General features: G+C 70.5%; 25 protein-coding genes. 21 read left to right on the top strand and 4 right to left on the bottom strand.

What is annotated here, in order from left to right:
• Window positions 1-19 precede the first annotated feature (19 nt).
• The 6 genes from argB to P3F85_RS11345 all read left to right on the top strand — a co-directional run bounded on the left by argB (window position 20) and on the right by P3F85_RS11345 (window position 5,361).
• Entirely contained in the window at window positions 20-940 is a 921-nt protein-coding gene (gene argB / locus P3F85_RS11370) for an acetylglutamate kinase (protein WP_374007584.1), read from the top strand.
• Between the two features lie 80 nt (window positions 941-1,020).
• Window positions 1,021-2,169 (top strand): acetylornithine transaminase, encoded by a 1,149-nt coding sequence (locus P3F85_RS11365; protein WP_374010918.1) that lies wholly within the window; start codon window positions 1,021-1,023, stop codon window positions 2,167-2,169.
• A 43-nt stretch (window positions 2,170-2,212) separates the two neighbouring features.
• Window positions 2,213-3,157 carry an ornithine carbamoyltransferase gene (gene argF, locus P3F85_RS11360; protein WP_374007583.1) on the top strand — a complete coding sequence of 315 codons (945 nt, stop codon included), beginning with the start codon at window positions 2,213-2,215 and terminating at the stop codon, window positions 3,155-3,157.
• On the top strand, window positions 3,154-4,608 hold the full coding sequence (argH, locus tag P3F85_RS11355; RefSeq protein WP_374007581.1) for an argininosuccinate lyase: 1,455 nt from the start codon (window positions 3,154-3,156) through the stop codon (window positions 4,606-4,608). The genes argF and argH overlap by 4 nt, the downstream gene beginning before the upstream one ends.
• Window positions 4,608-4,730, top strand: coding sequence for a hypothetical protein (locus tag P3F85_RS11350; protein ID WP_374007579.1), 123 nt, complete (start codon window positions 4,608-4,610; stop codon window positions 4,728-4,730). The genes argH and P3F85_RS11350 overlap by 1 nt, the downstream gene beginning before the upstream one ends.
• A gap of 1 nt (window position 4,731) precedes the next feature.
• A complete protein-coding gene (locus P3F85_RS11345) occupies window positions 4,732-5,361 on the top strand; it encodes a DNA-3-methyladenine glycosylase (RefSeq protein WP_374007577.1) in 630 nt (209 codons plus the stop codon).
• Window positions 5,362-5,402: 41 nt separating this feature from the next.
• On the opposite strand, the gene P3F85_RS11340 is transcribed toward P3F85_RS11345, so the two are convergent.
• From P3F85_RS11340 to P3F85_RS11330, 3 genes are all read right to left on the bottom strand, one after another.
• The gene (locus P3F85_RS11340; RefSeq protein WP_374007575.1) at window positions 5,403-6,008 is read right to left on the bottom strand and encodes a hypothetical protein; all 606 of its coding nucleotides are present in this window, start codon (window positions 6,006-6,008) and stop codon (window positions 5,403-5,405) included.
• Window positions 6,005-6,634 carry a DNA-binding protein gene (locus tag P3F85_RS11335; RefSeq protein ID WP_374007574.1) on the bottom strand — a complete coding sequence of 210 codons (630 nt, stop codon included), beginning with the start codon at window positions 6,632-6,634 and terminating at the stop codon, window positions 6,005-6,007. Before P3F85_RS11335 ends, P3F85_RS11340 begins: the two co-directional genes overlap by 4 nt.
• A 99-nt stretch (window positions 6,635-6,733) precedes the next feature.
• Window positions 6,734-7,243 carry a hypothetical protein gene (locus P3F85_RS11330; protein ID WP_374007572.1) on the bottom strand — a complete coding sequence of 170 codons (510 nt, stop codon included), beginning with the start codon at window positions 7,241-7,243 and terminating at the stop codon, window positions 6,734-6,736.
• A 56-nt stretch (window positions 7,244-7,299) separates the two neighbouring features.
• Here P3F85_RS11330 and tyrS point away from each other — a divergent pair, with 56 nt between their 5' ends.
• The 8 genes from tyrS to xerD all read left to right on the top strand — a co-directional run bounded on the left by tyrS (window position 7,300) and on the right by xerD (window position 15,709).
• Window positions 7,300-8,619 (top strand): tyrosine--tRNA ligase, encoded by a 1,320-nt coding sequence (gene tyrS, locus P3F85_RS11325; protein ID WP_374007570.1) that lies wholly within the window; start codon window positions 7,300-7,302, stop codon window positions 8,617-8,619.
• A 22-nt stretch (window positions 8,620-8,641) separates the two neighbouring features.
• The gene (locus P3F85_RS11320; RefSeq protein ID WP_374007568.1) at window positions 8,642-8,827 is read left to right on the top strand and encodes a hypothetical protein; all 186 of its coding nucleotides are present in this window, start codon (window positions 8,642-8,644) and stop codon (window positions 8,825-8,827) included.
• Window positions 8,817-9,614, top strand: coding sequence for a TlyA family RNA methyltransferase (locus tag P3F85_RS11315; RefSeq protein WP_374007566.1), 798 nt, complete (start codon window positions 8,817-8,819; stop codon window positions 9,612-9,614). The genes P3F85_RS11320 and P3F85_RS11315 overlap by 11 nt, the downstream gene beginning before the upstream one ends.
• A 97-nt stretch (window positions 9,615-9,711) precedes the next feature.
• Window positions 9,712-10,629, top strand: coding sequence for an NAD kinase (locus tag P3F85_RS11310; protein WP_374010917.1), 918 nt, complete (start codon window positions 9,712-9,714; stop codon window positions 10,627-10,629).
• Window positions 10,622-12,364: a DNA repair protein RecN gene (gene recN, locus P3F85_RS11305; RefSeq protein ID WP_374007564.1), complete on the top strand. Its 1,743-nt coding sequence runs from the start codon at window positions 10,622-10,624 to the stop codon at window positions 12,362-12,364. Before P3F85_RS11310 ends, recN begins: the two co-directional genes overlap by 8 nt.
• A 62-nt stretch (window positions 12,365-12,426) precedes the next feature.
• Window positions 12,427-14,154: a CTP synthase gene (locus P3F85_RS11300; RefSeq protein WP_374007562.1), complete on the top strand. Its 1,728-nt coding sequence runs from the start codon at window positions 12,427-12,429 to the stop codon at window positions 14,152-14,154.
• Window positions 14,154-14,780, top strand: coding sequence for an NUDIX domain-containing protein (locus P3F85_RS11295; protein WP_374007560.1), 627 nt, complete (start codon window positions 14,154-14,156; stop codon window positions 14,778-14,780). Before P3F85_RS11300 ends, P3F85_RS11295 begins: the two co-directional genes overlap by 1 nt.
• Window positions 14,777-15,709, top strand: a complete 933-nt coding sequence (gene xerD / locus P3F85_RS11290; protein ID WP_374007558.1) for a site-specific tyrosine recombinase XerD — start codon at window positions 14,777-14,779, stop codon at window positions 15,707-15,709. Before P3F85_RS11295 ends, xerD begins: the two co-directional genes overlap by 4 nt.
• Window positions 15,710-15,814: 105 nt before the next feature.
• On the opposite strand, the gene P3F85_RS11285 is transcribed toward xerD, so the two are convergent.
• Entirely contained in the window at window positions 15,815-16,333 is a 519-nt protein-coding gene (locus P3F85_RS11285) for a GNAT family N-acetyltransferase (RefSeq protein ID WP_374007557.1), read from the bottom strand.
• 115 nt (window positions 16,334-16,448) lie between these two features.
• On the opposite strand from P3F85_RS11285, the gene P3F85_RS11280 reads away from it, so the two are divergent.
• Genes P3F85_RS11280 through der form a run of 7 tightly spaced genes read left to right on the top strand, consistent with a single transcriptional unit; the run spans window position 16,449 to window position 22,893 of the window.
• Window positions 16,449-17,348, top strand: coding sequence for a ParA family protein (locus P3F85_RS11280; RefSeq protein WP_374007555.1), 900 nt, complete (start codon window positions 16,449-16,451; stop codon window positions 17,346-17,348).
• Window positions 17,332-18,222, top strand: coding sequence for a ScpA family protein (locus tag P3F85_RS11275; RefSeq protein WP_374007553.1), 891 nt, complete (start codon window positions 17,332-17,334; stop codon window positions 18,220-18,222). Before P3F85_RS11280 ends, P3F85_RS11275 begins: the two co-directional genes overlap by 17 nt.
• Window positions 18,212-18,850 carry an SMC-Scp complex subunit ScpB gene (scpB, locus tag P3F85_RS11270; protein ID WP_374007551.1) on the top strand — a complete coding sequence of 213 codons (639 nt, stop codon included), beginning with the start codon at window positions 18,212-18,214 and terminating at the stop codon, window positions 18,848-18,850. The genes P3F85_RS11275 and scpB overlap by 11 nt, the downstream gene beginning before the upstream one ends.
• Window positions 18,840-19,589, top strand: a complete 750-nt coding sequence (locus P3F85_RS11265; RefSeq protein WP_374007550.1) for a pseudouridine synthase — start codon at window positions 18,840-18,842, stop codon at window positions 19,587-19,589. The genes scpB and P3F85_RS11265 overlap by 11 nt, the downstream gene beginning before the upstream one ends.
• A 49-nt stretch (window positions 19,590-19,638) precedes the next feature.
• On the top strand, window positions 19,639-20,727 hold the full coding sequence (locus tag P3F85_RS11260; protein WP_374007548.1) for a prephenate dehydrogenase: 1,089 nt from the start codon (window positions 19,639-19,641) through the stop codon (window positions 20,725-20,727).
• Window positions 20,724-21,395, top strand: coding sequence for a (d)CMP kinase (cmk, locus tag P3F85_RS11255; protein ID WP_374007547.1), 672 nt, complete (start codon window positions 20,724-20,726; stop codon window positions 21,393-21,395). Before P3F85_RS11260 ends, cmk begins: the two co-directional genes overlap by 4 nt.
• Window positions 21,388-22,893, top strand: a complete 1,506-nt coding sequence (gene der / locus P3F85_RS11250; RefSeq protein ID WP_374007545.1) for a ribosome biogenesis GTPase Der — start codon at window positions 21,388-21,390, stop codon at window positions 22,891-22,893. Before cmk ends, der begins: the two co-directional genes overlap by 8 nt.
• Window positions 22,894-22,916: the final 23 nt, after the last annotated feature.

Here is a 22,916-nt window from a genome sequence, read left to right as displayed (position 1 = left end):
GACGGACGAGATGCCAGACATGACCATCGACGACACGGACGAGCTGTCCGACGAGGCGCTCGATCGCGAGGCGGCCGCCACGAAGGCGGCGACGCTGATCGAGTCGCTGCCGTGGCTGAAGACGTTCCACGACCGCATCATCGTGGTGAAGTTCGGCGGCAACGCCATGGTCAGCGAGGAGCTGCAACGCACCTTCGCCGAGGACATGGTCTATCTGCGCTACGCCGGCATCCGCCCGGTCGTCGTCCACGGCGGCGGCCCGCAGATCTCGGCGATGCTCGAGCGGCTCGGCATCCCGTCGGAGTTCCGCGGCGGCTACCGCGTGACGACCCCGGAGACGATGGAGGTGGTCCGCATGGTCCTCACCGGCCGGATCAACCGCGACATCGTCGGCAACATCAACAAGCACGGTCCGCTCGCCTCCGGTCTCTCGGGCGAGGACGCGGCTCTGTTCCAGGGCCGTCGCCGCGCCGCGGTGATCGACGGCGAGGAGGTCGACCTCGGGCTCGTCGGCGACGTCGTCGCGGTCGACCCGGAGGCCGTGCTGACGCAGCTCGCCGCCGGCCGCATCCCGGTCGTGTCGTCGATCGCGCCGGACATCGACGATGCTGGGCAGGCGCTCAACGTCAACGCCGACGCCGCCGCCGCCGCGCTCGCGGTCGCGCTCGGCGCCGCGAAGCTCGTGATCCTGACGGATGTGGCCGGCCTCTACCGGGACTGGCCGAACCGTGATTCGCTGCTCTCGAAGATCGGCGCGGACGAGCTGCGGGAGCTGCTCCCGACGCTCGAGTCGGGCATGATCCCGAAGATGGCGGCCTGCCTGGACGCGGTCGACGGGGGAGTGGAGAAGGCGGCGATCATCGATGGGCGGGTGCCGCACTCGATCCTGCTCGAGGTGTTCACGCAGTCCGGAATCGGTACGGAGGTGGTGCCCGCGTGAGCGAGGTCCTGGGAGAGAACATCGACGCGGATACCGCGCAGTGGCGCGACGGCGGCTGGAAGGCACCGTACGGGAACGCGATGATGCGGACGCTGGCGACGCCGAAGCTGATGCTGGTGCGCGGCGAGGGCGCCCGGGTCTGGGATGTCGACGGCAACGAGTACCTCGACTTCCTGGCGGGCATCGCGGTGAATTCGCTCGGGCACGCGCATCCCGCGCTCGTCGACGCGGTCAGCCGGCAGATCGGGACGCTCGCGCACGTGTCCAACTACTTCTCGACCCCGCCGCAGATCGAGCTGGCGAACCGTCTGCGCACCATCACGGGCGCGGGCGATCAGGGGCGCGTGCTGTTCGGCAACTCGGGTGCGGAGGCGAACGAAGCGGCCTTCAAGCTGGCCCGCCTCAACCGCGGTCCGCACGGCCGCCGCACGCGCGTTCTCGCCCTGAACAACGCGTTCCACGGGCGCACCATGGGCTCGCTCGCTCTCACCGGCAAGCCGCCGATGCGGGAGGCGTTCGAGCCGTTGCCGGGCGGCGTCGTGCACATCGACTCCACGATCGCAGCGCTGGAGGCGGCCATCGACGACCACGTGGCCGCCCTGTTCGTTGAGCCCATCAAGGGCGAGGCCGGGGTGCTGGACCTCCCCCACGGCTTCCTCCGGCGGGCCAGGGAGCTGACGGAGCAGCACGGCGCGCTGCTCATCGTCGACGAGATCCAGACCGGTGTGGGACGCACCGGCCAGTGGTTCGCCTACCAGCACTCGGGGATCGTCCCGGATGCGGTCACCGTCGCGAAGGGCATCGCCGGCGGCGTGCCGATCGGCGCGCTCGTCACGTTCGGGTGGGCGTCCGACCTGTTCACGCAGGGGCAGCACGGATCGACCTTCGGCGGCAATCCGCTCGCCACCGCAGCAGGCAACGCGGTCCTCGCCGAGATCGAGAGCTCCGACCTGGTCGGCAACGCGGCGCGTCGCGGGGAGGAGCTGAAGCAGATCATCCGCTCCTACGATTCGCCGCTCATCGGCGAGGTTCGCGGCCACGGACTGTTGATCGGCATCGGTCTGACCGACGGAGAGGCGCACCGCCTCGCGGATGTCGCGCTGACCCACGGGCTGATCATCAACGCGCCCAACGAGTCGAGCATCCGGCTGGCGCCGCCGCTGATCGTGGGCGACGCGGAGCTCGCCGACTTCCGCGAACGCTTCGGACGCGCACTCGCGTCCGTCTGACCTCCCTGACCACCTCCTCCTGCACCATGAAAGGGCGGGCAGTATGACCCGGCACTTCCTTCGCGACGACGACCTCTCGCCCGCCGAGCAGGCCGAGGTCCTGTCCCTCGCGGCCGACCTCAAGCGCGACCGCTTCCGGGCGACGCCGCTGGCCGGCCCGCAGACCGTCGCCGTGATCTTCGACAAGACCTCGACGCGCACCCGCGTCTCGTTCGCCGTGGGCATCGCGGACCTCGGTGGCAGCCCCCTCATCATCCAGAGCGGCGAGAGCCAGCTGGGCGGAAAGGAGTCGCTGGCCGATACCGCACGGGTGCTGGAGCGGATGGTCGCTGCGATCGTCTGGCGCACCTACGCTCAGTCGGGGCTCGAGGAGATGGCCGAAGGGACGCGGGTCCCGGTCGTCAACGCGCTGTCGGACGACTTCCACCCGTGCCAGATCCTGGCCGACCTGCTGACCGTGCGTGAGCACAAGGGCCGCACGGAGGGACTCACCATGAGCTACTTCGGCGACGGTGCGAACAACATGGCGCACTCGTATCTGCTCGGCGGTGCGACGGCCGGGATGCACGTCCGCATCGCGGCGCCCGCCGGCTACGCTCCGGATGCGGCGATCGTCGCCGACGCGACGGCGATCGCCGAGCGGACCGGAGGTTCGGTGGCGGTGATGACCGACCCGGCAGAAGCTGCGACAGGTGCGGATGTCATGGTCACCGACACGTGGGTGTCGATGGGCAAGGAGGACGAGAAGGCCGAGCGCGTGACCGTCTTCGGCGACTACACGGTCGACTCCCGGCTGATGGGACTCGCCGACCCCGACGCGATCTTCCTGCACTGCCTCCCGGCGTACCGCGGCTACGAGGTCAGTGCGGAGGTGCTCGACGGGCCGCAGTCGGTGGTCTGGGACGAGGCCGAGAACCGCCTGCACGCGCAGAAGGCGCTGCTCGCCTGGCTGCTGGAGAAGAACGTCACCGTGGAGGCCGGCGCATGACGGAGGAGACGACGGGCGTCGGCAAGACCGGCGAAGGCTCGCTCTGGGGCGGCCGGTTCGCCGGCGGTCCGTCGCCCGAGCTCGCGGCGCTCAGCAAGTCGACGCACTTCGACTGGGAGCTCGCGGCGTACGACATCGCCGGCTCGCGGGCGCACGCCCGTGCGCTCGCCGCCGCCGGGTATCTGACGCCGGAGGAGCTCGACGGGATGCTCTCCGCCCTCGACGAGCTCGACCGCGACGTCGCATCCGGCGCCTTCACCGCGGCTGAGAGCGACGAGGACGTGCACGGAGCGCTGGAGCGCGGCCTCATCGACCGCGCGGGCGCCGAGTTGGGCGGCAAGCTGCGGGCCGGCCGCAGCCGCAACGACCAGATCGCCACCCTCATCCGACTGTACCTCCGCGATCACGCCGGCGTCGTCGCCGAGCAGCTGATCGCTCTGGTCGACGCCATCGCGTCGCAGGCGGGCGCGCATCCGACCGCCGTGATGCCGGGTCGCACTCACCTGCAGCACGCGCAGCCCGTGCTGCTCGCACACCACCTGCTCGCGCACTGCTGGCCGCTGGTGCGCGACCTGGAGCGACTGGCCGATTGGGATGTGCGGGCGAACGTCTCGCCCTACGGCTCCGGTGCCCTGGCCGGCTCGACCTTGGGGCTCGACCCAGCGCTGGTGGCCCGGGAGCTGGGCTTCGCTCGCAGCTCCGAGAACTCCATCGACGGCACGGCCGCACGGGATGTGGTGGCCGAGTTCGCGTACGTCGCCGCCCAGATCGGTGTCGACCTCTCCCGGTTCGCCGAGGAGATCATCCTGTGGAACACGCGGGAGTTCGGTTTCGTCACGCTCGACGACGGCTACTCGACCGGATCGTCGATCATGCCGCAGAAGAAGAACCCCGACATCGCGGAGCTCGCCCGCGGCAAGGCGGGCCGCCTGATCGGCAACGCCACCGGGCTGCTCACGACGCTCAAGGGGCTGCCGCTGGCGTACAACCGTGACCTTCAGGAGGACAAGGAGCCGGTGTTCGACTCCGTCCGCACCCTCGAGACGGTGCTCCCGGCCTTCGCCGGGATGGTGGCGACCATGCGCTTCAACATCGAGCGGATGGCCGAGCTCGCCCCGCAGGGCTTCTCGCTCGCCACCGATGTGGCGGAGTGGCTGGTCAAGCAGCACGTGCCGTTCCGGGTCGCGCACGAACTCAGCGGCAGCCTGGTGCGCGTCGCGGAGGAGAACGGGCTCGAACTGCACGAGGTGTCCGACGAGCAGCTCGCCGCTGTCTCGCCGCTGCTGACGCCCGACGTGCGGACGGTGCTGACTGTCGAGGGCTCGGTCGCCAGCCGCGACGGCGTGGGGGGCACGGCACCCGACCGCGTCGCCGAGCAGCTCGCTGCGCTGACCGACCATGTCCGCAAGGCCACGCTGGCGCTGAGGTCGACGAGAAGGGACCTGGTCTGATGGCGCGATTCGAGCCGGAACGCCGACGTCCCTGGATCATCACGGCGATCGTGGTGGTCGCCGTCGCGGTGATCGTGGTCGGTCTGATCGTGGCCGTCGCCGCGGGCGGCCGGATCTTCTGACGTGACGCTGTACCGGCCCGCGCGCGACGAGTTCCTGGCGTCGTCGCTGGAGGTCGCCCCGCGCCTGCTGGGCGCTGTGCTGCGCCACGACTCGCCGGAGGGGACGGTCGCCCTGCGCATCACTGAGGTGGAGGCGTACATCGGCGACGGGCTCGACCCGGGCTCGCACGCCTTCCGCGGCCGCACCAAGCGCAACGGTGTCATGTACGGCCCGCCCGGCCATGTGTACACGTACTTCACCTATGGGATGCACGTCTGCGCCAACGTCGTGTGCTCGCCCGAGGGGGAGGCGACGGCCGTGCTGCTGCGCGCGGCGGAGGTCATCGACGGCGAGGACCTCGCGGAGCATCGGCGTGTGGGCGCGAGCGGGCGCAGCATCCCGCACCGCGACCTCGCCCGCGGTCCCGCGCGACTGGTGGTGGCAGCGGGGATGAGCCTCGCCGACGACGGAGCCGACCTGTTCAGCCCGCCGTTCGAGATCGAGTTGCCGACCGAGCAGGCCGAGTACGCCACCGGCCCGCGGACCGGAGTGTCGGGCCCGGGAGGCGGTCTCGCGTTCCCGTGGCGTTACTGGCTGCCCGGCGACCCGACGGTCTCGGCCTACAAGCGGCACCCCCGTGCCCACGGATGAGGACGCAGCACGATCGACGCTCCGCCTCGTGGACTCCAGGCTCAGCCGGTGACGATTAGGAAGATGCCAGCGCAGGCGCACGCCCAGATGATGCTGGTCAGCGTCCCGATGATGAACCGTTCGCGCGCCTCAGCCTCGGCCAGCTCGGTGAACCTACCGACGCCTTTGATGGCGATAAGCACGGCAAGACCTTCGGGGAAGCCCGCCATGATCGTCCCTGCCGCGGCTAGACGCTCGAGTACGCCGATGGTGGTGCCTCCGCGCAGGACCTCGCGCGTCGTCGTCTCGCCCTCGGCTGTGAGTGCAGGAACGAGGATGCCGTCATGCGGGCTCGGACGGGTGCTGCTCCTCGTCGCCAAGGCGAGGACCAGTTGCGAGGCGGGCCATCCGCCGAGGGCCGCGAGAGCAAGCACCGTGATTCCGATGAGCACCCGGTAAACCAGCGGCGCCTGCTGCCCTGGGTTCAGCACGATGACGAAGGCAGCAGCGAGTAGCCCGGTCGCACAGTAGACAAGGAGACGTCGCGGCGCCTGGAGAGTCGCCGCGATGCATCCGAGGGAGGCGACGAGCAGGACAAGCGCAACGGCCCACAGAGCGTGCGGAAGGATCTGACCCAGCAGCACGGGTACCGGCCCCCAGCTCGTCATGCATCCTCCTCGGCGTCGGCGGCATCCGCCTGTGCGGCGTCGGCGTGCGCCAACAGCCTAACGAGTGCTGGATGAGCGGCCAGTTCGACGCGGAGGGCCGCGGCGCGGGCGCGGTCGCTTGCGGACTGTGGGGTGATCCCGAGCCGTTCGGCAGCCTGTGCCTGCGTCAGCCCGCTGGTCACCAGGTCGTAGAGCTGCCACCCAGCGGCAGTGCGTCCCTCCCGCAGCGTCAGCAGGAGCGCCAGCATCGCCTCTGCGTCAGCGGCGGGCTCGGGTGCCCGGATCGCGGCGACCGCGAGCCGGCTGGGGCTACGTTTCGCGCGGTCGACCGCCGCACGCGCGGCGACGAAAGCGTCTCCGCTCGCCTCGCGGGTGTGTTCGGGAAGGGGGCGCCGGACCGTGCCAAGCCCTAGTCCGGTGCTCCAGGAGCCGTCTCGCGTGAGCGAAAGGATGAGGTCGAAGGCGGTCGCGGCGTCGTCCGTGAGTACCTGTACTTCATCGCCGGCATTTCGGTCGGGGGGTAGGGTCAGCCGGGATCCGAAGCGCTGCGCGATCGAGGCGAGGGTCGGCCCGACGAGGTCGGCGCGTCCCCGGCTATCGACTTGGTCGGCTGTCACGACGAACATGTGGGCCCCTTCGTCAGGCTTCAGATCCTGATACTGATTGTATCAGGCCTCTGCGCCTGATGGATATGGTATCAGGCCTGTAGCCCTGAGCTGGGAGCGTCACCGCGACGCGAGCCACCAAGAGGCGAAGCACAGCAGAGCCCAGCCGGCACCGACCAGCGTGCCGAGCACGCGCACCCCCGCCGAGCCGCTGTGCGAGCGGGTGGCGACGATGCCGAGCGCCTGCACCGCCAGGAGGACGGCCGCGACCTCCGGCAGGCCGAGGAGCAGGGCGAGCACGAACCCGAACCGTTCGGCGACTCCGGCCCAGTCGAAGGCGGGGAGGGACGGGGGAGCGCGATCGGGGTCCGGCGGGATCAGGGCGAGCACTTCATCCACCACCGGCGCGCCGCCCAGGCTCGCGGCGAGCAGCGCAGCGATCGCGACCCACCACAGCGCGGCCGGAGGCAGAGGGCCGTCGATCGTGGAGACACCGACGGCCGCGAGGACCATCACGAGCGCCGCGCTGGCGAACAGGGCTGTGGGGAGTTCGCGGCGGACGGCGGGGAAGGCGTAGGCCAGCCCCACGGCGGCGCTCGCGAGCAGAAGAAGGAGGACGACAGCGGTCACGAACCCGAGCGTAGGAGAGAACCTGCGCGCACGCGCGCATTGGTACGGTTGTACGCATGTCCGAAACCGTCACCTCCCGCGCAGCGAGCCTCGCCGCGCAGTCCAACGACGCGTCCTTCGACGACGTCTGGGACGAGCTCGTGTGGCGCGGCCTCATCCATGTGTCGACAGACGAGGCCGCCCTCAAAGAACTGCTGAGCGGGGAGCCGATCACCTACTACTGCGGTTTCGACCCGACGGCGCCCAGCCTGCACCTCGGGAACCTGGTGCAGCTGCTCATGATGCGCCGCCTGCAGCTGGCCGGCCACCGGCCGCTCGGGCTGGTCGGCGGGTCCACCGGCCTCATCGGCGACCCGCGGCCGACCGCCGAGCGCACGCTGAACACCAAGGAGACCGTCGCGGAGTGGGTCGGCTACCTGCAAGCGCAGGTCACCCGGTTCCTCTCCGACGACGGCGACAATGCGGTGCGCCTGGTGAACAACCTGGACTGGACCGCGCCGCTGTCGGCGATCGACTTCCTGCGCGAGATCGGCAAGCACTTCCGCGTCGGGACGATGCTGAAGAAGGATGCGGTCGCCGCACGCCTCAACTCGGACGAGGGCATCTCGTACACCGAGTTCAGCTACCAGATCCTGCAGGGGATGGACTTCCTCGAGCTGTACCGGCAGTACGGCTGCGTGCTGCAGACGGGTGGCAGCGACCAGTGGGGCAACCTCACCAGCGGCACGGAACTCATCCGCAAGGTCGAGGGCGCGCACGTCCACGCCATCGGCACGCCGCTGATCACGAACAGCGACGGCACGAAGTTCGGCAAGAGCGAGGGCAACGCGATCTGGCTCGACCCGGCGCTCACGACGCCGTACGCGATGTACCAGTTCTGGCTCAACACCGACGATGCCGATGTGATCGACCGCCTCAAGATCTTCACGTTCCTGTCGCGCGCCGATATCGACGAGCTTGCGCAGAAGGTCGCCGACGAGCCGTTCAAGCGCGAGGCGCAGCGGCGCCTGGCATTCGAGGTGACGTCTCTGGTGCACGGAGAGTCGGCGACCGAGGCCGCCATCGCTGCTTCGCAGGCCCTCTTCGGCCAGGGGGAGCTGACGGAACTCGACGCCGGCACGCTCGAGGCGGCGCTCCGCGAGCTCCCGAACACCACGACCGCGGAGCCGTCGACGACCGTGTCGCAGGCGCTGGTCGACACCGGGCTGACGTCGAGCCTGGGCGAGGCGCGCCGAGCGGTCGCGCAGGGCGGTGTCTACGTCAACAACGCCAAGGTCCCGGATGCCGACCAGCCGATCGGTGCGAACGTGCTGCCCGGCGGCATGGTCGTGCTGCGACGCGGAAAGAAGACGCTCGCCGGTGTCTTCGTCGCGTGACCCGCTGACGTACGGTGGGCTCATGACCGATGCAACGCAGGCGGATGCAGCGCAGACGGATGCAGCGCAGACGGGCGGCGAGGACGGACTGGTCGCCCGGCTCGACGTGATCGAGGAGCAGCCGCTGACCGCTCGCGCCGAGGCGTATGCCCAGCTGCACGAGCAGCTCCGCCGCACCCTGGAGGGCGACGACGAGCATGGCCGCTGAGCGCCGCCTCGACGTGGCGCTCGCAGAGCGGGGGCTCGCCCGCTCGCGTTCGCACGCGGCGACGGTGATCGCGGAGGGTCTCGTGACCGTGGATGGCCGGCCCGCCCTGCGCGCCTCCCAGAAGGTGAGCGACACCCAGGACGTCCAGGTCGCGGGCGCCGACCACTATGTCAGCCGCGGCGCGCACAAGCTGATCGCGGCTCTGGATGCGTTCGGCGTCGACCCCGCCGGTCGCGTGGCCCTCGACGCAGGCGCGTCGACCGGCGGGTTCAGCCAGGTGCTGCTGGAGCGCGGTGCGACCCGGGTGATCGCAGTGGACGTGGGGCACGGGCAGCTGTCGCCCGCGCTCGCCTCGGAGGAGCGCCTCCGGTCGTTCGAGGGTGTCAACGTGCGTTCGCTGACCGCCGCAGTACTGGCGGGTCTGACGGGCGACGATGTGCGTCCGGAGCTCGTCGTCGCGGACCTCTCCTTCATCTCGCTCACCCAGGTGCTGCCCGCACTCGTCGCCACGGCGGCGCGCGGCGCGGACTTCGTTCTGCTGATAAAGCCGCAGTTCGAGGTCGGGCGCCAGGGGATCCGGGAGGGCGTGGTCCGGGATGCGGGACTGCGGGCCGGGGCGGTCTCCGACGTGCTCTGGGCGGCGCACGACGTCGGCCTCGGGACCGCGGGGCTGATTCCGTCGCCGATCGCCGGTGGGCACGGCAATCGCGAGTTCCTCGCGTGGTTCCGTGTCGGCGCGCCGAACTCGTCGGCACTCGGCGACGAGGTGGTTCGGCTATCGCGCTGAGTGAACGTTCTCCACAGATCGGGCATGCGGCCTCTTCCTGCGCGAGAAAACAGAGAGAATGGGTGGACGGCTTTCGAAAGGAGAGGACGTGACACTGATGGGTGCAGCGACGCGGTACATCCTCGTCGTGGCGCACACCGGTCGTCAGGACTCCCTGGAGGCGGGCGTGCGGGTGTCCCGGCAGCTGCTGGCCGCCGGTGTCGTCCCGGTCCTCAGCGCCGACGAGCGCAGAGACCTCCTCGCGGCCGATCCCTCGCTCGACGCCGTCGCGGTGCTGGGCGACGACGTGCCGCCGAGCGAGCTGGAACTCGTGATCGTGCTGGGCGGCGACGGCACCATCCTGCGCGCCGCCGAGCTGGTCCGCGGCTGCTCGGCCCCGCTGCTCGGGGTCAACCTCGGGCATGTGGGCTTTCTCGCCGAGAGCGAGCGCGACGACCTCGAGACGGCCGTGGCCCGCGGGCTGGCGAAGGACTACGAGGTCGAGGAGCGCATGACGCTCTCGGCGCGCGTCAAGGTGGGCCGCGAGGTCGTCTACGAGAGCTGGGCGCTCAACGAGGCGACCGTCGAGAAGGCCAGCCGCGAGCGGATGCTCGAGGTCGTCATCGAGGTCGACGGCCGGCCGATGTCGAGCTTCGGCTGCGACGGCGTCGTCATGTCGACGCCGACCGGCTCGACGGCGTACTCGTTCTCGGCGGGTGGACCGGTCGTCTGGCCGGGGGTCGCCGCGCTCCTGCTCGTGCCGCTGAGCGCGCACGCGCTCTTCTCGCGCCCGCTGGTAGTCGACGCCGACTCGTCCCTCGCGGTCGAGTTGCTCGACCGCGCGGGCGGCGCCGGCATCCTGTGGTGCGACGGGCGACGTCCGTTCGACCTGCCGCGGGGCGCTCGCGTCGTCGTCCGGCGGTCGCCCATCCCGGTGCGTCTCGCGCGGCTGCACGCGGGGCCGTTCACCGACCGCCTGGTGCACAAGTTCGACCTCCCGGTGACGGGATGGCGGGGGCCCGCCGATCGTGACTGACGCACGCGGAGGCATCGAGGAGATCTCGATCAAAGACCTGGGCGTCATCGCCGACGCCTCCCTGCCGCTGGGGTCGGGATTCACCGCGATCACCGGCGAGACCGGCGCGGGCAAGACGATGGTGGTGTCTGCCCTGGGGTTGCTGCTGGGTGAGCGCGCCGACACGGGCGCGGTGCGGCTGGGCAGTCCGCAGGCCTGGGTGGAGGGCCGCTGGCGCGTGCCGACGACCAGCGAAGTCGTCGCGCGCGTACGCGATGCCGGGGGAGACGTCGATCCGATCGATGCGGCGGCGGCGGAGCTCGTGCTCACGCGTTCCGTGTCGGCCGAGGGACGCTCGCGGGCGGTCGTCGGCGGCCGCAGCGCACCGGTCGCCGTCCTGTCCGAACTCGGCGAGCAACTCGTCGTCGTCCACGGCCAGTCCGATCAGATCCGCCTGCGCTCGGCCGTCGCCCAGCGCGCCGCGCTCGACCGCTTCGCCGGGCCGGCCTTCGCCGAGGCCCTGGCCGCGTACGAGCAGGTCTTCCACCGGTGGCGCGACAACCGCTCCGAGCTCGACGAGCTGGTCGCCGACCAGGACCGCCGGGCCCGCGAGGCCGACGACCTGCGGGTCGCGATGGCCGAGATCGAGACCATCGCCCCGCAGCCGGGCGAGGACGACGAACTGGCCGAGCGCGCCGAGCGGCTCACCAACCTCGAAGGGCTCCGGCTCGCCGCCGCCGCCGCCCGCGAGCTGCTGAGCGCGGAGGAGTCCGAGGGCGCGGACGCGCTGGGACTGCTCGACAGCGCCCGTCGCCAGCTGGAACGCGTAGCGCCCCACGACAGCGCCCTGCAGCCCATGGCCGACGCGGTCGCCGAGGCGAACTACCTCATCTCCGACATCGCAGCGCAGCTGTCGTCCTACCTGGCCGCGCTCGACGCCGACGGCGCCCACGAACTCGCGGGCGTGCAGGAGCGGCGCGCCGAGCTCGCGGGCCTCGTCCGCAAGTACGGTCCGACCCTCGACGACGTGATCCGCACGCTCGAGACGGGCAGCCTCCGTCTCTTCGAGCTCGACAGCGACGCCGACCGCATCGGCGAGCTCAGCCGCGAGGTGGAGGAGGATGCCGCGCTCGTCCGCGAGCTGGCCGCAGGACTCAGCGCCGAGCGTGCGGCGGCCGCGGTCCGGCTGTCCGAGGCGGTCAGCGACGAGCTGTCCGCGCTCGCCATGCCGGACGCACGGATCGTGGTCGAGGTCGCACAGCGCGATGTCGACGACCTGGGCTCCTACAGCGCGAGTGGATGCGACCAGGTCGCCATCCTGCTCCAGCCGCATCCCGGCGCCGAGCCCCGTCCGCTCGGCAAGGGCGCCTCGGGCGGCGAGCTGTCGCGCGTGATGCTCGCCATCGAGGTCGTCATCGCCGGCAGCGACCCCGTCCCGACGTTCATCTTCGACGAGGTCGACGCGGGCGTCGGCGGCGCCTCCGCGATCGAGATCGGGCGGCGGCTCGCGCGGCTGGCGGAGTCCGCCCAGGTCATCGTGGTCACGCACCTGGCGCAGGTCGCCGCGTTCGCGAACAACCACCTGACGGTCGTCAAGGGCAACGACGGCGCCGTGACCGCCTCCAGCGTCCGCCGCCTCGACGGCGACGAGCGGATCGCCGAGATGGCCCGTCTGCTGTCGGGCCTCCCCGACTCGGAGAGCGGCCTCGCGCACGCCCGCGAGCTGGTCGACATGGCGTCCGCAGCGCGCCGCTGAACCGGCGTCGAAACGGCGTCGCCGCGCGGAGGGGCCTCCTTCAGGTGATAAGCTATAAGCCCGTGGTGGATAATTCAGCAGCGGGCACTCAAAACGGCATTACCAAGCACATTTTCGTGACAGGTGGTGTCGTTTCTTCGTTGGGGAAGGGCCTCACGGCCGCCTCTCTCGGAAACCTCCTGACGGCTCGCGGACTCCGCGTCGTCATGCAGAAGCTCGATCCCTACCTCAACGTGGATCCGGGCACCATGAACCCGTTCCAGCACGGCGAGGTCTTCGTGACCGACGACGGGGCCGAGACGGACCTCGACATCGGGCACTACGAGCGCTTCCTCGACATCAACCTCGGGCAGTCGGCCAACGTCACCACCGGTCAGATCTACTCCAACGTCATCGCCAAGGAGCGACGGGGCGAGTACCTCGGCGACACGGTGCAGGTCATCCCGCACATCACAGACGAGATCAAGCGCCGGATGCGGCTGCAGGCGCAGCCCGGACCGGACGGCGAGCCCGCTCCGGATGTGATCATCACCGAGATCGGCGGGACCGTCGGCGACATCGAGTCGCAGCCGTTCATCGAGTCCGCCCGCCAGGTGCGCCACGAGCTGGGCCGCAAGAACTGCTTCTTCGTGCACGTCTCGCTCGTCCCGTTCATGAACGCCTCCGGCGAGCAGAAGACCAAGCCCACCCAGCACTCGGTCGCCGCGCTGCGCTCCATTGGAATCCAGCCGGACGCGCTCGTGCTGCGCAGCGACCGTCCGGTGTCGGAGAGCAACAAGCGCAAGATCGCACTCATGTGCGACGTGGACGAGCAGGCTGTCGTGAACGCGATCGACGTGCCGAGCATCTACGACATCCCGACCATGCTCCACGACCAGGGGCTCGACGCGTACATCATCGACCAGCTCGGCCTCGACAAGGCCGACGACGTGAACTGGCACGGCTGGTCGCGCCTGCTGGAGGCGGTGCACGACCCGAAGCACGAGGTCACCATCGGCCTGGTCGGCAAGTACATCGATCTGCCGGACGCCTACCTCTCGGTCACCGAGGCCCTGCGTGCCGGCGGATTCGCCCACCGCACCAAGGTGGCGCTGAAGTGGATCCCGTCCGACGCGTGCCAGACCCCGGAGGGCGCCGCGTCGCAGCTCAGCGACGTCGACGCCATCTGCGTGCCCGGCGGCTTCGGAGTGCGCGGCATCGAGGGCAAGGTCGGCGCACTGCGCTACGCCCGCGAGAACGCGATCCCGGCCCTCGGCCTGTGCCTCGGCCTGCAGTGCATGGTCATCGAGTACGCGCGGCACGAGGCGGGCCTCGCGGGCGCCTCCTCCTCGGAGTTCGATCCGGACACCGAGTTCCCGGTGATCGCCACGATGGCGGAGCAGGTGGACATCATCGCCGGCGGCGACCTGGGCGGCACCATGCGTCTCGGCCTCTACCCGGCGACACTCGCCGAGGGCTCCATCGTCTCCGAGCTCTACGGGGCGAGCGAGGCGTCGGAGCGGCACCGCCACCGCTACGAGGTCAACAACAACTACCGCGAGCAGATCGCCGACGCCGGACTCTGGTTCTCGGGCACGTCGCCCGATGGCCACCTGGTGGAGTACGTGGAGCTGCCCCGCGACGTGCACCCGTTCTACGTCGGCACGCAGGCGCATCCCGAGCTCCGGTCGCGCCCGAACCACGCGCACCCGCTGTTCGCCGGGCTCGTCGGTGCAGCTCTCGACCGCCAGAAGGCCGCCCTCCTGTTCGAGGTCGCCGAGGCGGACTCCGAGATGGTCGCCGAAGCCTGATGACGGCCGACCTGAACGACCAGCCGTTCCGCCCCGAGATCGTCTCGTCCGAGACGGTGTTCGAGGGCAAGATCTGGAACGTGCGGCGTGACGTCTTCCGGTACAACGGCGACGAGATCACCCGCGAGTACGTCGACCACACCGGTGCCGTCGCCATCCTGGCCATGGACGAGGACGGTCGCGTCCTGCTCATCCGCCAGTACCGGCACCCGGTGCGTCATCGTGACTGGGAGATCCCGGCGGGCCTGCTCGACAAGCCCGGCGAGGACCCGCTGACCGCGGCCCAGCGGGAACTGGGCGAGGAGGCCGACCTCGAGGCCGACGAGTGGAACGTGCTCACCGACGTCTTCACGAGCCCGGGTGGGAACGACGAGTCCATCCGCCTGTACCTCGCCCGCGGCATCCACTCGACCGGATCCGCGTTCGCCCGCGAGGCGGAGGAGGCCGACATCGAGGTGCGCTGGGTTCCGCTCGACGAGGCGGTCGAGGCGGTGCTGCAGCGCCGCGTCCACAACGCACCGCTGATCATCGCCCTCCTCGCCGCCCGCACCGCGCGCGAGCAGGGGTGGAGCACGCTCGGAGCGGCGGACGAGCCGTGGCCGAGTCACCCCAAACTCACCGCATGAGCATCGCGGTCGATGTCGACGCCTTCCTGAGGCATGTCGCCATCGAGCGCGGTCTCTCGGCCAACACGGTCGCGGCGTACCGGCGCGACCTCGCCGTCTACGGCGACTGGCTCTCGGCGCAGGGCATCGACGACCTCGCGGCGGTGACGCCGGCGACGCTGTCGGCGTTCGCCATCCACCTGAGGACGCCGGAGGAGGCGCCGGGAGCGACGCCAGGCGCGACTCCGTTGGCTGCCTCCTCGCTTGCTCGCATGCAGTCGACGGTGCGCGGCTTGCACCGGTTCCTGCTCGAGGAGGGCCGGGTCCCGGTGGATGCGGCCCGCGACCTGCGCCCGCCCAAGCTGCCCAGCCGGCTGCCGAAGGCGATCTCGGTGGAGCAGGTCGCGGCGCTCCTCGCCGCGACCGACGGCGACGACGTGGCCTCCCTGCGCGACAAGGCGCTGCTGGAGCTCATGTACGCGACCGGAGCCCGGGTCAGCGAGGCGGTCGGGCTGAACGTCGACGACGTGATCGACGCAGAGGTCGTCCGTCTGACCGGAAAGGGCAGCAAGCAGCGGATCGTGCCGCTCGGGTCGTACGCGCAGGACGCCGTCTCCGCCTACCTGGTGCGGGCGCGTCCGGTGCTGTCGGCGAAGGGCCGGTCGACGCCCGCGCTGTTCCTCGGGATGCGTGGGGCACGGCTCTCGCGGCAGAACGTGTGGCTCATCATCCGGGCCGCCGCCGAACGGGCTCACCTGGAGGTGGACCACCTGTCGCCGCACACCCTCCGTCACTCCTTCGCGACGCACCTGCTAGCCGGGGGAGCGGATGTCCGGGTCGTCCAGGAGCTGCTGGGCCACTCGTCGGTAGCCACGACGCAGATCTACACGCTGGTGACCGCGGACACCCTCCGCGACGTCTACACGACGTCCCACCCCCGCGCGCGCTGACCCCGCCTGCCGCGTGTGCTGCGATTCGTCACGAATCGTCGGATTCGCGCCCGCATAACGGCGATTCGTCACGAATCAGCGGCGGGCTTGGCGCAAATCGCGCGGTCAGGAAGGGGTGCGGTGGCGGCGGCGCGGGGCGCGGCGGCGCAGCCACACGAACACAGACCCGCCGTCGAAGCCGACGCGGCGCGTCGGCACGAAGCCGAGCTTCGCGAGCACCCCGAAGGATGGCGCGTTCCAGGTCGCGACAGTGGCCCACAGCACCGGGAAGCCCGCGTCGAACGCCGCGTCCGCCACTGCAGCCGCCGCCTCCGTCGCGTACCCGTGCCCGACGTGTCCCCGCAGCAGTTCGTAGGCGAGCTCGGGCTGGGATGCGGAGGCCCGCCCGACGATCAGGCCGCAGTATCCGACGACGTCACCCGATTCCTGCTCCGAGATCGTGTACAGCCCGAATCCGCGCTCCTCGAACGCCGCGCGCTGCGCATCCAGCCGCTCCCGCTCCTCCTCGACGGTCCCGGCAGGGCGGCCGAGTGGATGCTCGGCGAGCAGCGCAAGGTTCCACTCGGCGTCGCGTCCGTCGCGCGGACGCAGACGCAGACGCGGGGTCTCCAGGGCAAACGGCATCGGCTGCACCCGGTCAGCGTACCGAACCGCCGGGCGTGCGCCCCGCAACCGGGGCACGGCGCGGATAGACTGTTCCCTTGAAAGACCGCCCACGAGAGGGACGAGGAACACCCAGGTGACGCGCAACGACGAGGTCGAGACCCAGCTCCCGGGCATGGATGCCGCATCCATCGCCGTGAAGCCCGGGCCCACCGGTCGCCCCGTCCGTGCGTTCCCGGTGCCCGCCCCGCTCGCCCAGCACGGACCGGCGAAGATCATCGCCCTCTGCAACCAGAAGGGCGGCGTCGGCAAGACGACGACCAGCATCAACCTGGGGGCGACACTGGCCGACTACGGCCGCCGCGTCCTGGCCGTCGACTTCGACCCGCAGGGTGCGCTCTCCGCCGGCCTCGGCGCGCGGACGCACGACGTCACGACGATCTACGACCTCCTCCTGAACCGCAAGGCCGATGTTCAGGAGGCCATCCAGTCGACGTCGGTCCCCGGGCTCGACATCATCCCGGCGAACATCGACCTGTCCGCGGCGGAGGTGCACCTCGTCAACGAGGTCGCGCGCGAGCAGATCCTGGCCGGAGTGCTGCGCAAGGTCGCGGCGGACTACGACGTCATCCTGGTCGACTGCCAGCCGTCGCTCGGCATCCTCACCGTGAATGCGCTCACCGCCAGTCACGGCGTCCTCATCCCGCTCGAGTGCGAGTACTTCGCCCTGCGCGGCGTCGCCCTGCTGGTCGAGACGATCGACAAGGTGCGCGAGCGCCTGAATCCGGCGATCGAGCTGGACGGCATCCTGGCCACCATGTACGACTCGCGTACGCTGCACTCCCGCGAGGTTCTGGAGCGCGTCGTCGATGCCTTCGGCGACAGCGTGCTCGAGACGGTCATCTCGCGCACCGTGAAGTTCCCGGATGCGTCCGTCGCGGCGACCCCGATCACGCAGTTCGCGCCCGAGCACCAGGCGGCGGAGGCGTACCGCCAGCTGGCGCGGGAACTGGTGTTCCGTGGCGCCGTCGCCTGATCTGACCCAACCGGAGAGCCTCACCCCGGCCGGAACCGGCATCGAGCCCACGGGTACCGCCGAGCCGGTGGGGGCCGCTGAGCCGGTGGAGGCCGCCGGCTTCCGGGTGTCGCTGGGCGAGTTCCAGGGACCGTTCGATCTGCTCCTCTCGCTGATCACGAAGCACGAGCTCGACATCACCGAGATCTCGCTCAGCACCGTGACCGACGAGTTCATCGCCTACCTCCGCCGGCTCGACACCGAGGAGAGCCTCGACGAGGCGAGCGAGTTCCTCCTCGTGGCGGCCACTCTGCTCGACCTGAAGGTGGCAGGCCTCCTGCCCCAGGGCGAGCTCGTGGACGCCGAGGATGTCGCCCTGCTGGAGGCGCGCGACCTGCTGTTCGCCCGCCTGCTGCAGTACCGCGCGTTCAAGGAGGCGTCGGCCTGGTTCTCGCAGCGGCTCGAGACCGAAGGCGCGCGGCACGCGCGTGTGGTGCGACTGGAGGACAAGTTCCGCCAGAGCACGCCGGAGCTCGTGTGGACGCTGAGTCTCGACGATTTCGCCGCCCTCGCCGCCCTCGCCATGACTCCGCGCGAGATCCCCGTCGTCGGGCTGGACCACCTGCACGCGCCGCTGGTCAGCATCCGGGAGCAGGCGGCGATCGTGGTCGGGATGCTGCGGCAGGGCGAGCCCATGAACTTCCGGCAGCTCGTCGCCGGCGCGGAGCAGAAGGGCGTGGTGGTCGCCCGGTTCCTCGCGGTGCTGGAGCTGTACCGCCGGGCCGCGATCGCGTTCGAGCAGCTGGAGCCGCTCGGTGAGCTGACTCTGCGGTGGACCGCCGAGCACTGGTCCGAAGAGAATCTGTCGAATCTGGGAGCCGACTATGACGGTTGAGAATGTGACCGCGGAAGCGGTGGTCGAAGGACCGGAGGTGACCGACGTCACCGAGGTGCCTGCGCCGGTCGAGGATGCGCAGATCGAGCGCGCGCTGGAGGCCATCCTCATGGTCGCGGACGAGCCGATGAGCGTCGTCACGCTGGCCACAGCGGTCGGCGCGCCGGTGAAGCGGGTGCGCGCCGCGATCGCCACCCTCGTGGCCGACTTCGACGGCGAAGCGGGAGGGGTGCGCCGCGGTTTCGAGCTGCGCGAGGTCGGCGGGGGATGGCGCATCTACGTCCGCGAGGAGTTCGACCGCGTGGTGTCCGGCTACGTGCTGCAGCAGAACCCGACGAAGCTGTCGCAGGCCGCCCTCGAGACGCTCGCCGTGATCGCCTACAAGCAGCCGATCAGCCGCGGAGCCATCGCCTCCATCCGCGCCGTCAACGTGGATTCGGTCGTGCGCACTCTGCTCGGCCGCGGTCTGATCACCGAGCTGTTCACCGACAGCGAGACAGGCGCCATCAACTACGGCACCACCGACCTGCTGCTCAGCCAGCTGGGCATCAACTCGGTCGACGAGCTTCCGAAGATCTCGCCGCTGCTGAGCGACGGTGCGGAGGGGTTCCAGGGCGATGTCCGCTGAGAACGAGCCGCAGGGCGAACGCCTGCAGAAGGTGATGGCTGCGGCCGGAGTGGCGTCGCGACGGGTGTCCGAGGACATGATCGCGGCCGGTCGGGTGAGCGTCAACGGCGAGGTCGTGACCGAGCCCGGGCGTCGCGTCGACCCGGGTGTGGACCAAGTCGCGGTGGACGGCACGGCCGTCCAGCTCGACACCTCGCGCCGCTACGTGATGCTCAACAAGCCTGTCGGTGTGGTGAGCTCGATGCGCGACGAGCAGGGCCGTCCCGACCTCTCACGGTTCACCGCGGACTATCCGGAGCGCCTGTTCAACGTCGGGCGGCTGGATGCGGAGACGTCCGGCCTCCTCATCCTCACCAACGACGGCGAGCTGGCGCACGTGCTCGCGCATCCCTCGTTCGGTGTGACCAAGACGTATGTGGCGCGCGTGCGCGGAGTCGTGTCGCCGCAGACGATCGGGCGGCTCACCAAGGGCGTCGAACTGGACGACGGCCCCATCGCCGCCGACAAGGCCAAGCTGCTGCAGTCGCGAAGCGACGACTCGCTGGTCGAGGTGACGCTGCACTCCGGGCGCAACCGGATCGTGCGACGGATGCTCGCCGAGGTCGGCCACCCCGTCGTCGAGCTGGTGCGGCGGCAGTTCGGGCCGCTGCACCTGGGCACGCTGAAGGTCGGGCAGATGCGCGACCTGACGAAGGTGGAGCTGGGGCAGTTGCTGACCATCTCCCGCGAGGGCCGCTGACTGCCGTCGCCGGGCGAAACGGGCGCCTGGCGCTGGCTAAGGTGGACGGGTGACTGACTCTTCCGCCCGCCTCGCCGGGCCCGTCCGCGTGGTCGGCGCCGGGCTCCTCGGAGCCTCCGTCGGTCTCGGGCTGCGCGCCCGCGGTGTCGACGTGGTGCTCGCGGACGCCTCGCCCGCCCACCTTCGGCTGGCGGCGGACTACGGAGCCGGCCGTATCGACGACGGGGGCGTCCAGCCCTCGCTCATCGTGGTGGCGGTGCCGCCGGACCTGACTGGCAAGGTCGTCGCCGACGAGCTGGCCGCGCATCCGGACGCCGTGGTCACGGATGTCGCGAGCGTCAAGGTCGCGCCGCTCGCGGAACTCCAAGGCTCCGGCCTTGACCTGTCCCGCTACGTCGGCGGACATCCACTCGCCGGGCGCGAGCGTGGTGGGCCGTCGTCCGCCCGCGCGGACCTGTTCATCGGACGGCCGTGGGTCGTCGCCGCCCGGCCCGAGAACCCGCGCGAGGCGGTCAACCTCGTCGAGGCGCTCATCCTCGACCTCGGAGCGACCCCGGTGGAGATGGATGCCGACCAGCACGACGCGGCCGTCGCCCTGGTCTCGCACGCTCCTCAGATCGTCTCCTCGCTGATGGCCAAGCGCCTCGCCGACTCGCCCGACGCAGCCCTCGCCCTGGCCGGGCAGGGTGTCCGGGATGTGACCCGCATCGCCGCGAGCGAGCCGGAGCTGTGGGTGCAGATCCTCGGCGCCAACGCCCCGGCGATCGTCGAGATCCTGCGGGCCTACCGGGAGGACCTCGACCGTGTGCTCGTCGCGCTGGGCGACGTGGATGCCTTGGGCGCCCGCCGCACGCTGGCGGAGGAGATCGCCGGGGGGAACACAGGTGTCTCCCGCCTGCCCGGCAAGCACGGCCAGGACCGCAGGTATGCGCGGTTCGTCGTGATGGTCGAGGACCGTCCGGGCGAACTCGCCCGCCTGCTCAACGAACTCGGCGAGCTCGGCGTCAACATGGAGGACCTGCGCCTCGAGCACTCGCCGGGCGCTGCGTTCGGCCTCGCCGACATCGCCGTACTGCCCGAGGTGGAGCACCGCACCGTGACAGACCTGACCGAACGTGGATGGAGGATCACCGGATGACCGAGACGATCGTGGTCGCGGTCGACGGACCGGCCGGCAGCGGCAAGTCGAGCGTGAGCAAGGCGGCCGCGCGTCGCCTCGGCTGGGCGTACCTCGACACCGGTGCGGCCTACCGTGCGCTGAGCTGGTACGTGGTCGCGCGTCGCCTCGACCCCACCGACGCCGCGGCGGTGATCGATTCGCTCCCCGACTTCGACTACCGCATCGGAACCGACCCGGATACGTACCATGTGTTCGTCGGCGACGATGACGTGACGGAGGCCATCCGGACGCCCGAGGTCACCGCGGTGGTGAGTGCGATCGCTCGTGTACCGGAGATCCGGTCGTTCCTGACCGGACTCTTCCGCGACATCATCCGGCACACCGACAGGGACGGCATCGTCGTGGAGGGACGCGACATCACGACGGTGGTGTGCCCGGATGCGCCGGTGCGCATCCTGCTCACCGCCGATGAAGCCGTTAGAATGGCCAGGCGTTCCGCAGAGCTGACCGGCCATTCCGCCGCCCACGTCGGTGAGGCACTGCGAAGGCGCGACGCGGCAGACTCCCGTGTCGTCGACTTCATGAACGCCGCGGACGGTGTGACCACCGTCGACTCCACCGAACTCGACTTCGACCAGACCGTCGACGCGGTCATCCAGGTCGTACAGAAAGCAGCCCATGTCTGACATCGAAAACGAGCCCGTCGGCGACGACGACCTTGTCGCCAAGCTCTCGGAGCTCGACGAGGACCTCGCGGTCCAGCGCGCGAACGCGCTGCGCAGCGGCCTCGAAGAGTACGACCTCGAAGAGAGCGATCTCGACCTGCTCGAGATCGCGGGCGAGGACGTCGAGGGGATCAGATACCTTCCGGCCCTGCCCGTGCTGGCGATCGTCGGTCGTCCGAACGTCGGCAAGTCCGCGCTCGTCAACCGCATCCTGGGCCGCCGCGAGGCCGTCGTCGAGGACACCCCCGGCGTCACCCGCGACCGTGTCTCGTACCAGGCGGAGTGGAACGGCCGCCGGTTCACGCTCGTCGACACCGGCGGTTGGGAGCCCGACGCACGCGGTATCGACGCGTCCGTCGCCGCCCAGGCGGAGGTCGCGATCGACCTCGCCGACGCCGTCCTCTTCGTCGTGGATGCGACGGTCGGCGCCACCGCCACCGACGAGCACGTGGTCCGCCTGCTCCGCAAGACGAAGAAGCCGGTCTTCCTCGCCGCCAACAAGGTGGATGACGCCCGCCAGGAGCCGTTCGCCACCGAGCTGTGGTCGCTGGGACTCGGCGAGCCGCACCCCGTCTCGGCGCTGCACGGCCGGGGCGTGGCCGACCTGCTGGACGAGATGCTGAAGGTGCTGCCGGAGGAGTCCGCCGTCGCCAAGCGCGAGGTCGGTGGCCCGCGCCGCGTCGCCATCATCGGGCGTCCGAACGTGGGCAAGTCCTCGCTGCTCAACAAGACCGCGGGCGAGGAGCGCGTCGTCGTCAACGAGCTCGCCGGCACCACACGCGACCCCGTCGACGAGCAGGTCGAGCTGGGGGGCAAGATCTGGCGCTTCGTCGACACCGCCGGCATCCGTCGCCGTGTGCACCTCCAGCAGGGCGCCGACTTCTACGCCTCCCTCCGCACCTCGACCGCTCTGGAGAAGGCCGAGGTCGCCGTCGTCGTGCTCGACGTGAGCGAGCCGATCAGCGAGCAGGACGTCCGCATCATCGACCTCGTGCTCGAATCCGGGCGCGCGCTGGTCCTCGCCTTCAACAAGTGGGACCTCCTGGACGACGACCGCCGGCGCTACCTGGAGCGCGAGATCGAGCAGGACCTCGCGCACGTCTCGTGGGCTCCGCGCGTGAACATCTCCGCACGCACCGGCCGGCACCTCGAGAAGCTGGTGCCCGCGCTGGAGCAGGCGCTCGAGTCGTGGGACACGCGCATCCCGACGGGCAAGTTCAACGCCTTCCTCGCCGAGCTCACCGCTGCGCATCCGCACCCGGTCCGCGGTGGGAAGCAGCCCCGCATCCTGTTCGGCACGCAGGCGACGAGCCGGCCGCCGACCTTCGTCGTGTTCACGACCGGCTTCCTCGACCCGGGCTACCGCCGCTACATCATCCGCCGGCTCCGCGAGGTCTACGGCTTCGAGGGCACGCCCATCGTGCTCAACATGCGCGTGCGCGAGAAGCGCAAGCGCTAGCCCCGCGCCGCCGCCCCGCGCCG

Source organism: Leifsonia sp. T36S-04, assembly GCF_042465655.1.
Taxonomy (GTDB): Bacteria; Actinomycetota; Actinomycetes; order Actinomycetales; family Microbacteriaceae; genus Leifsonia.
This window is presented reverse-complemented; position numbering and strand designations above follow the sequence as displayed.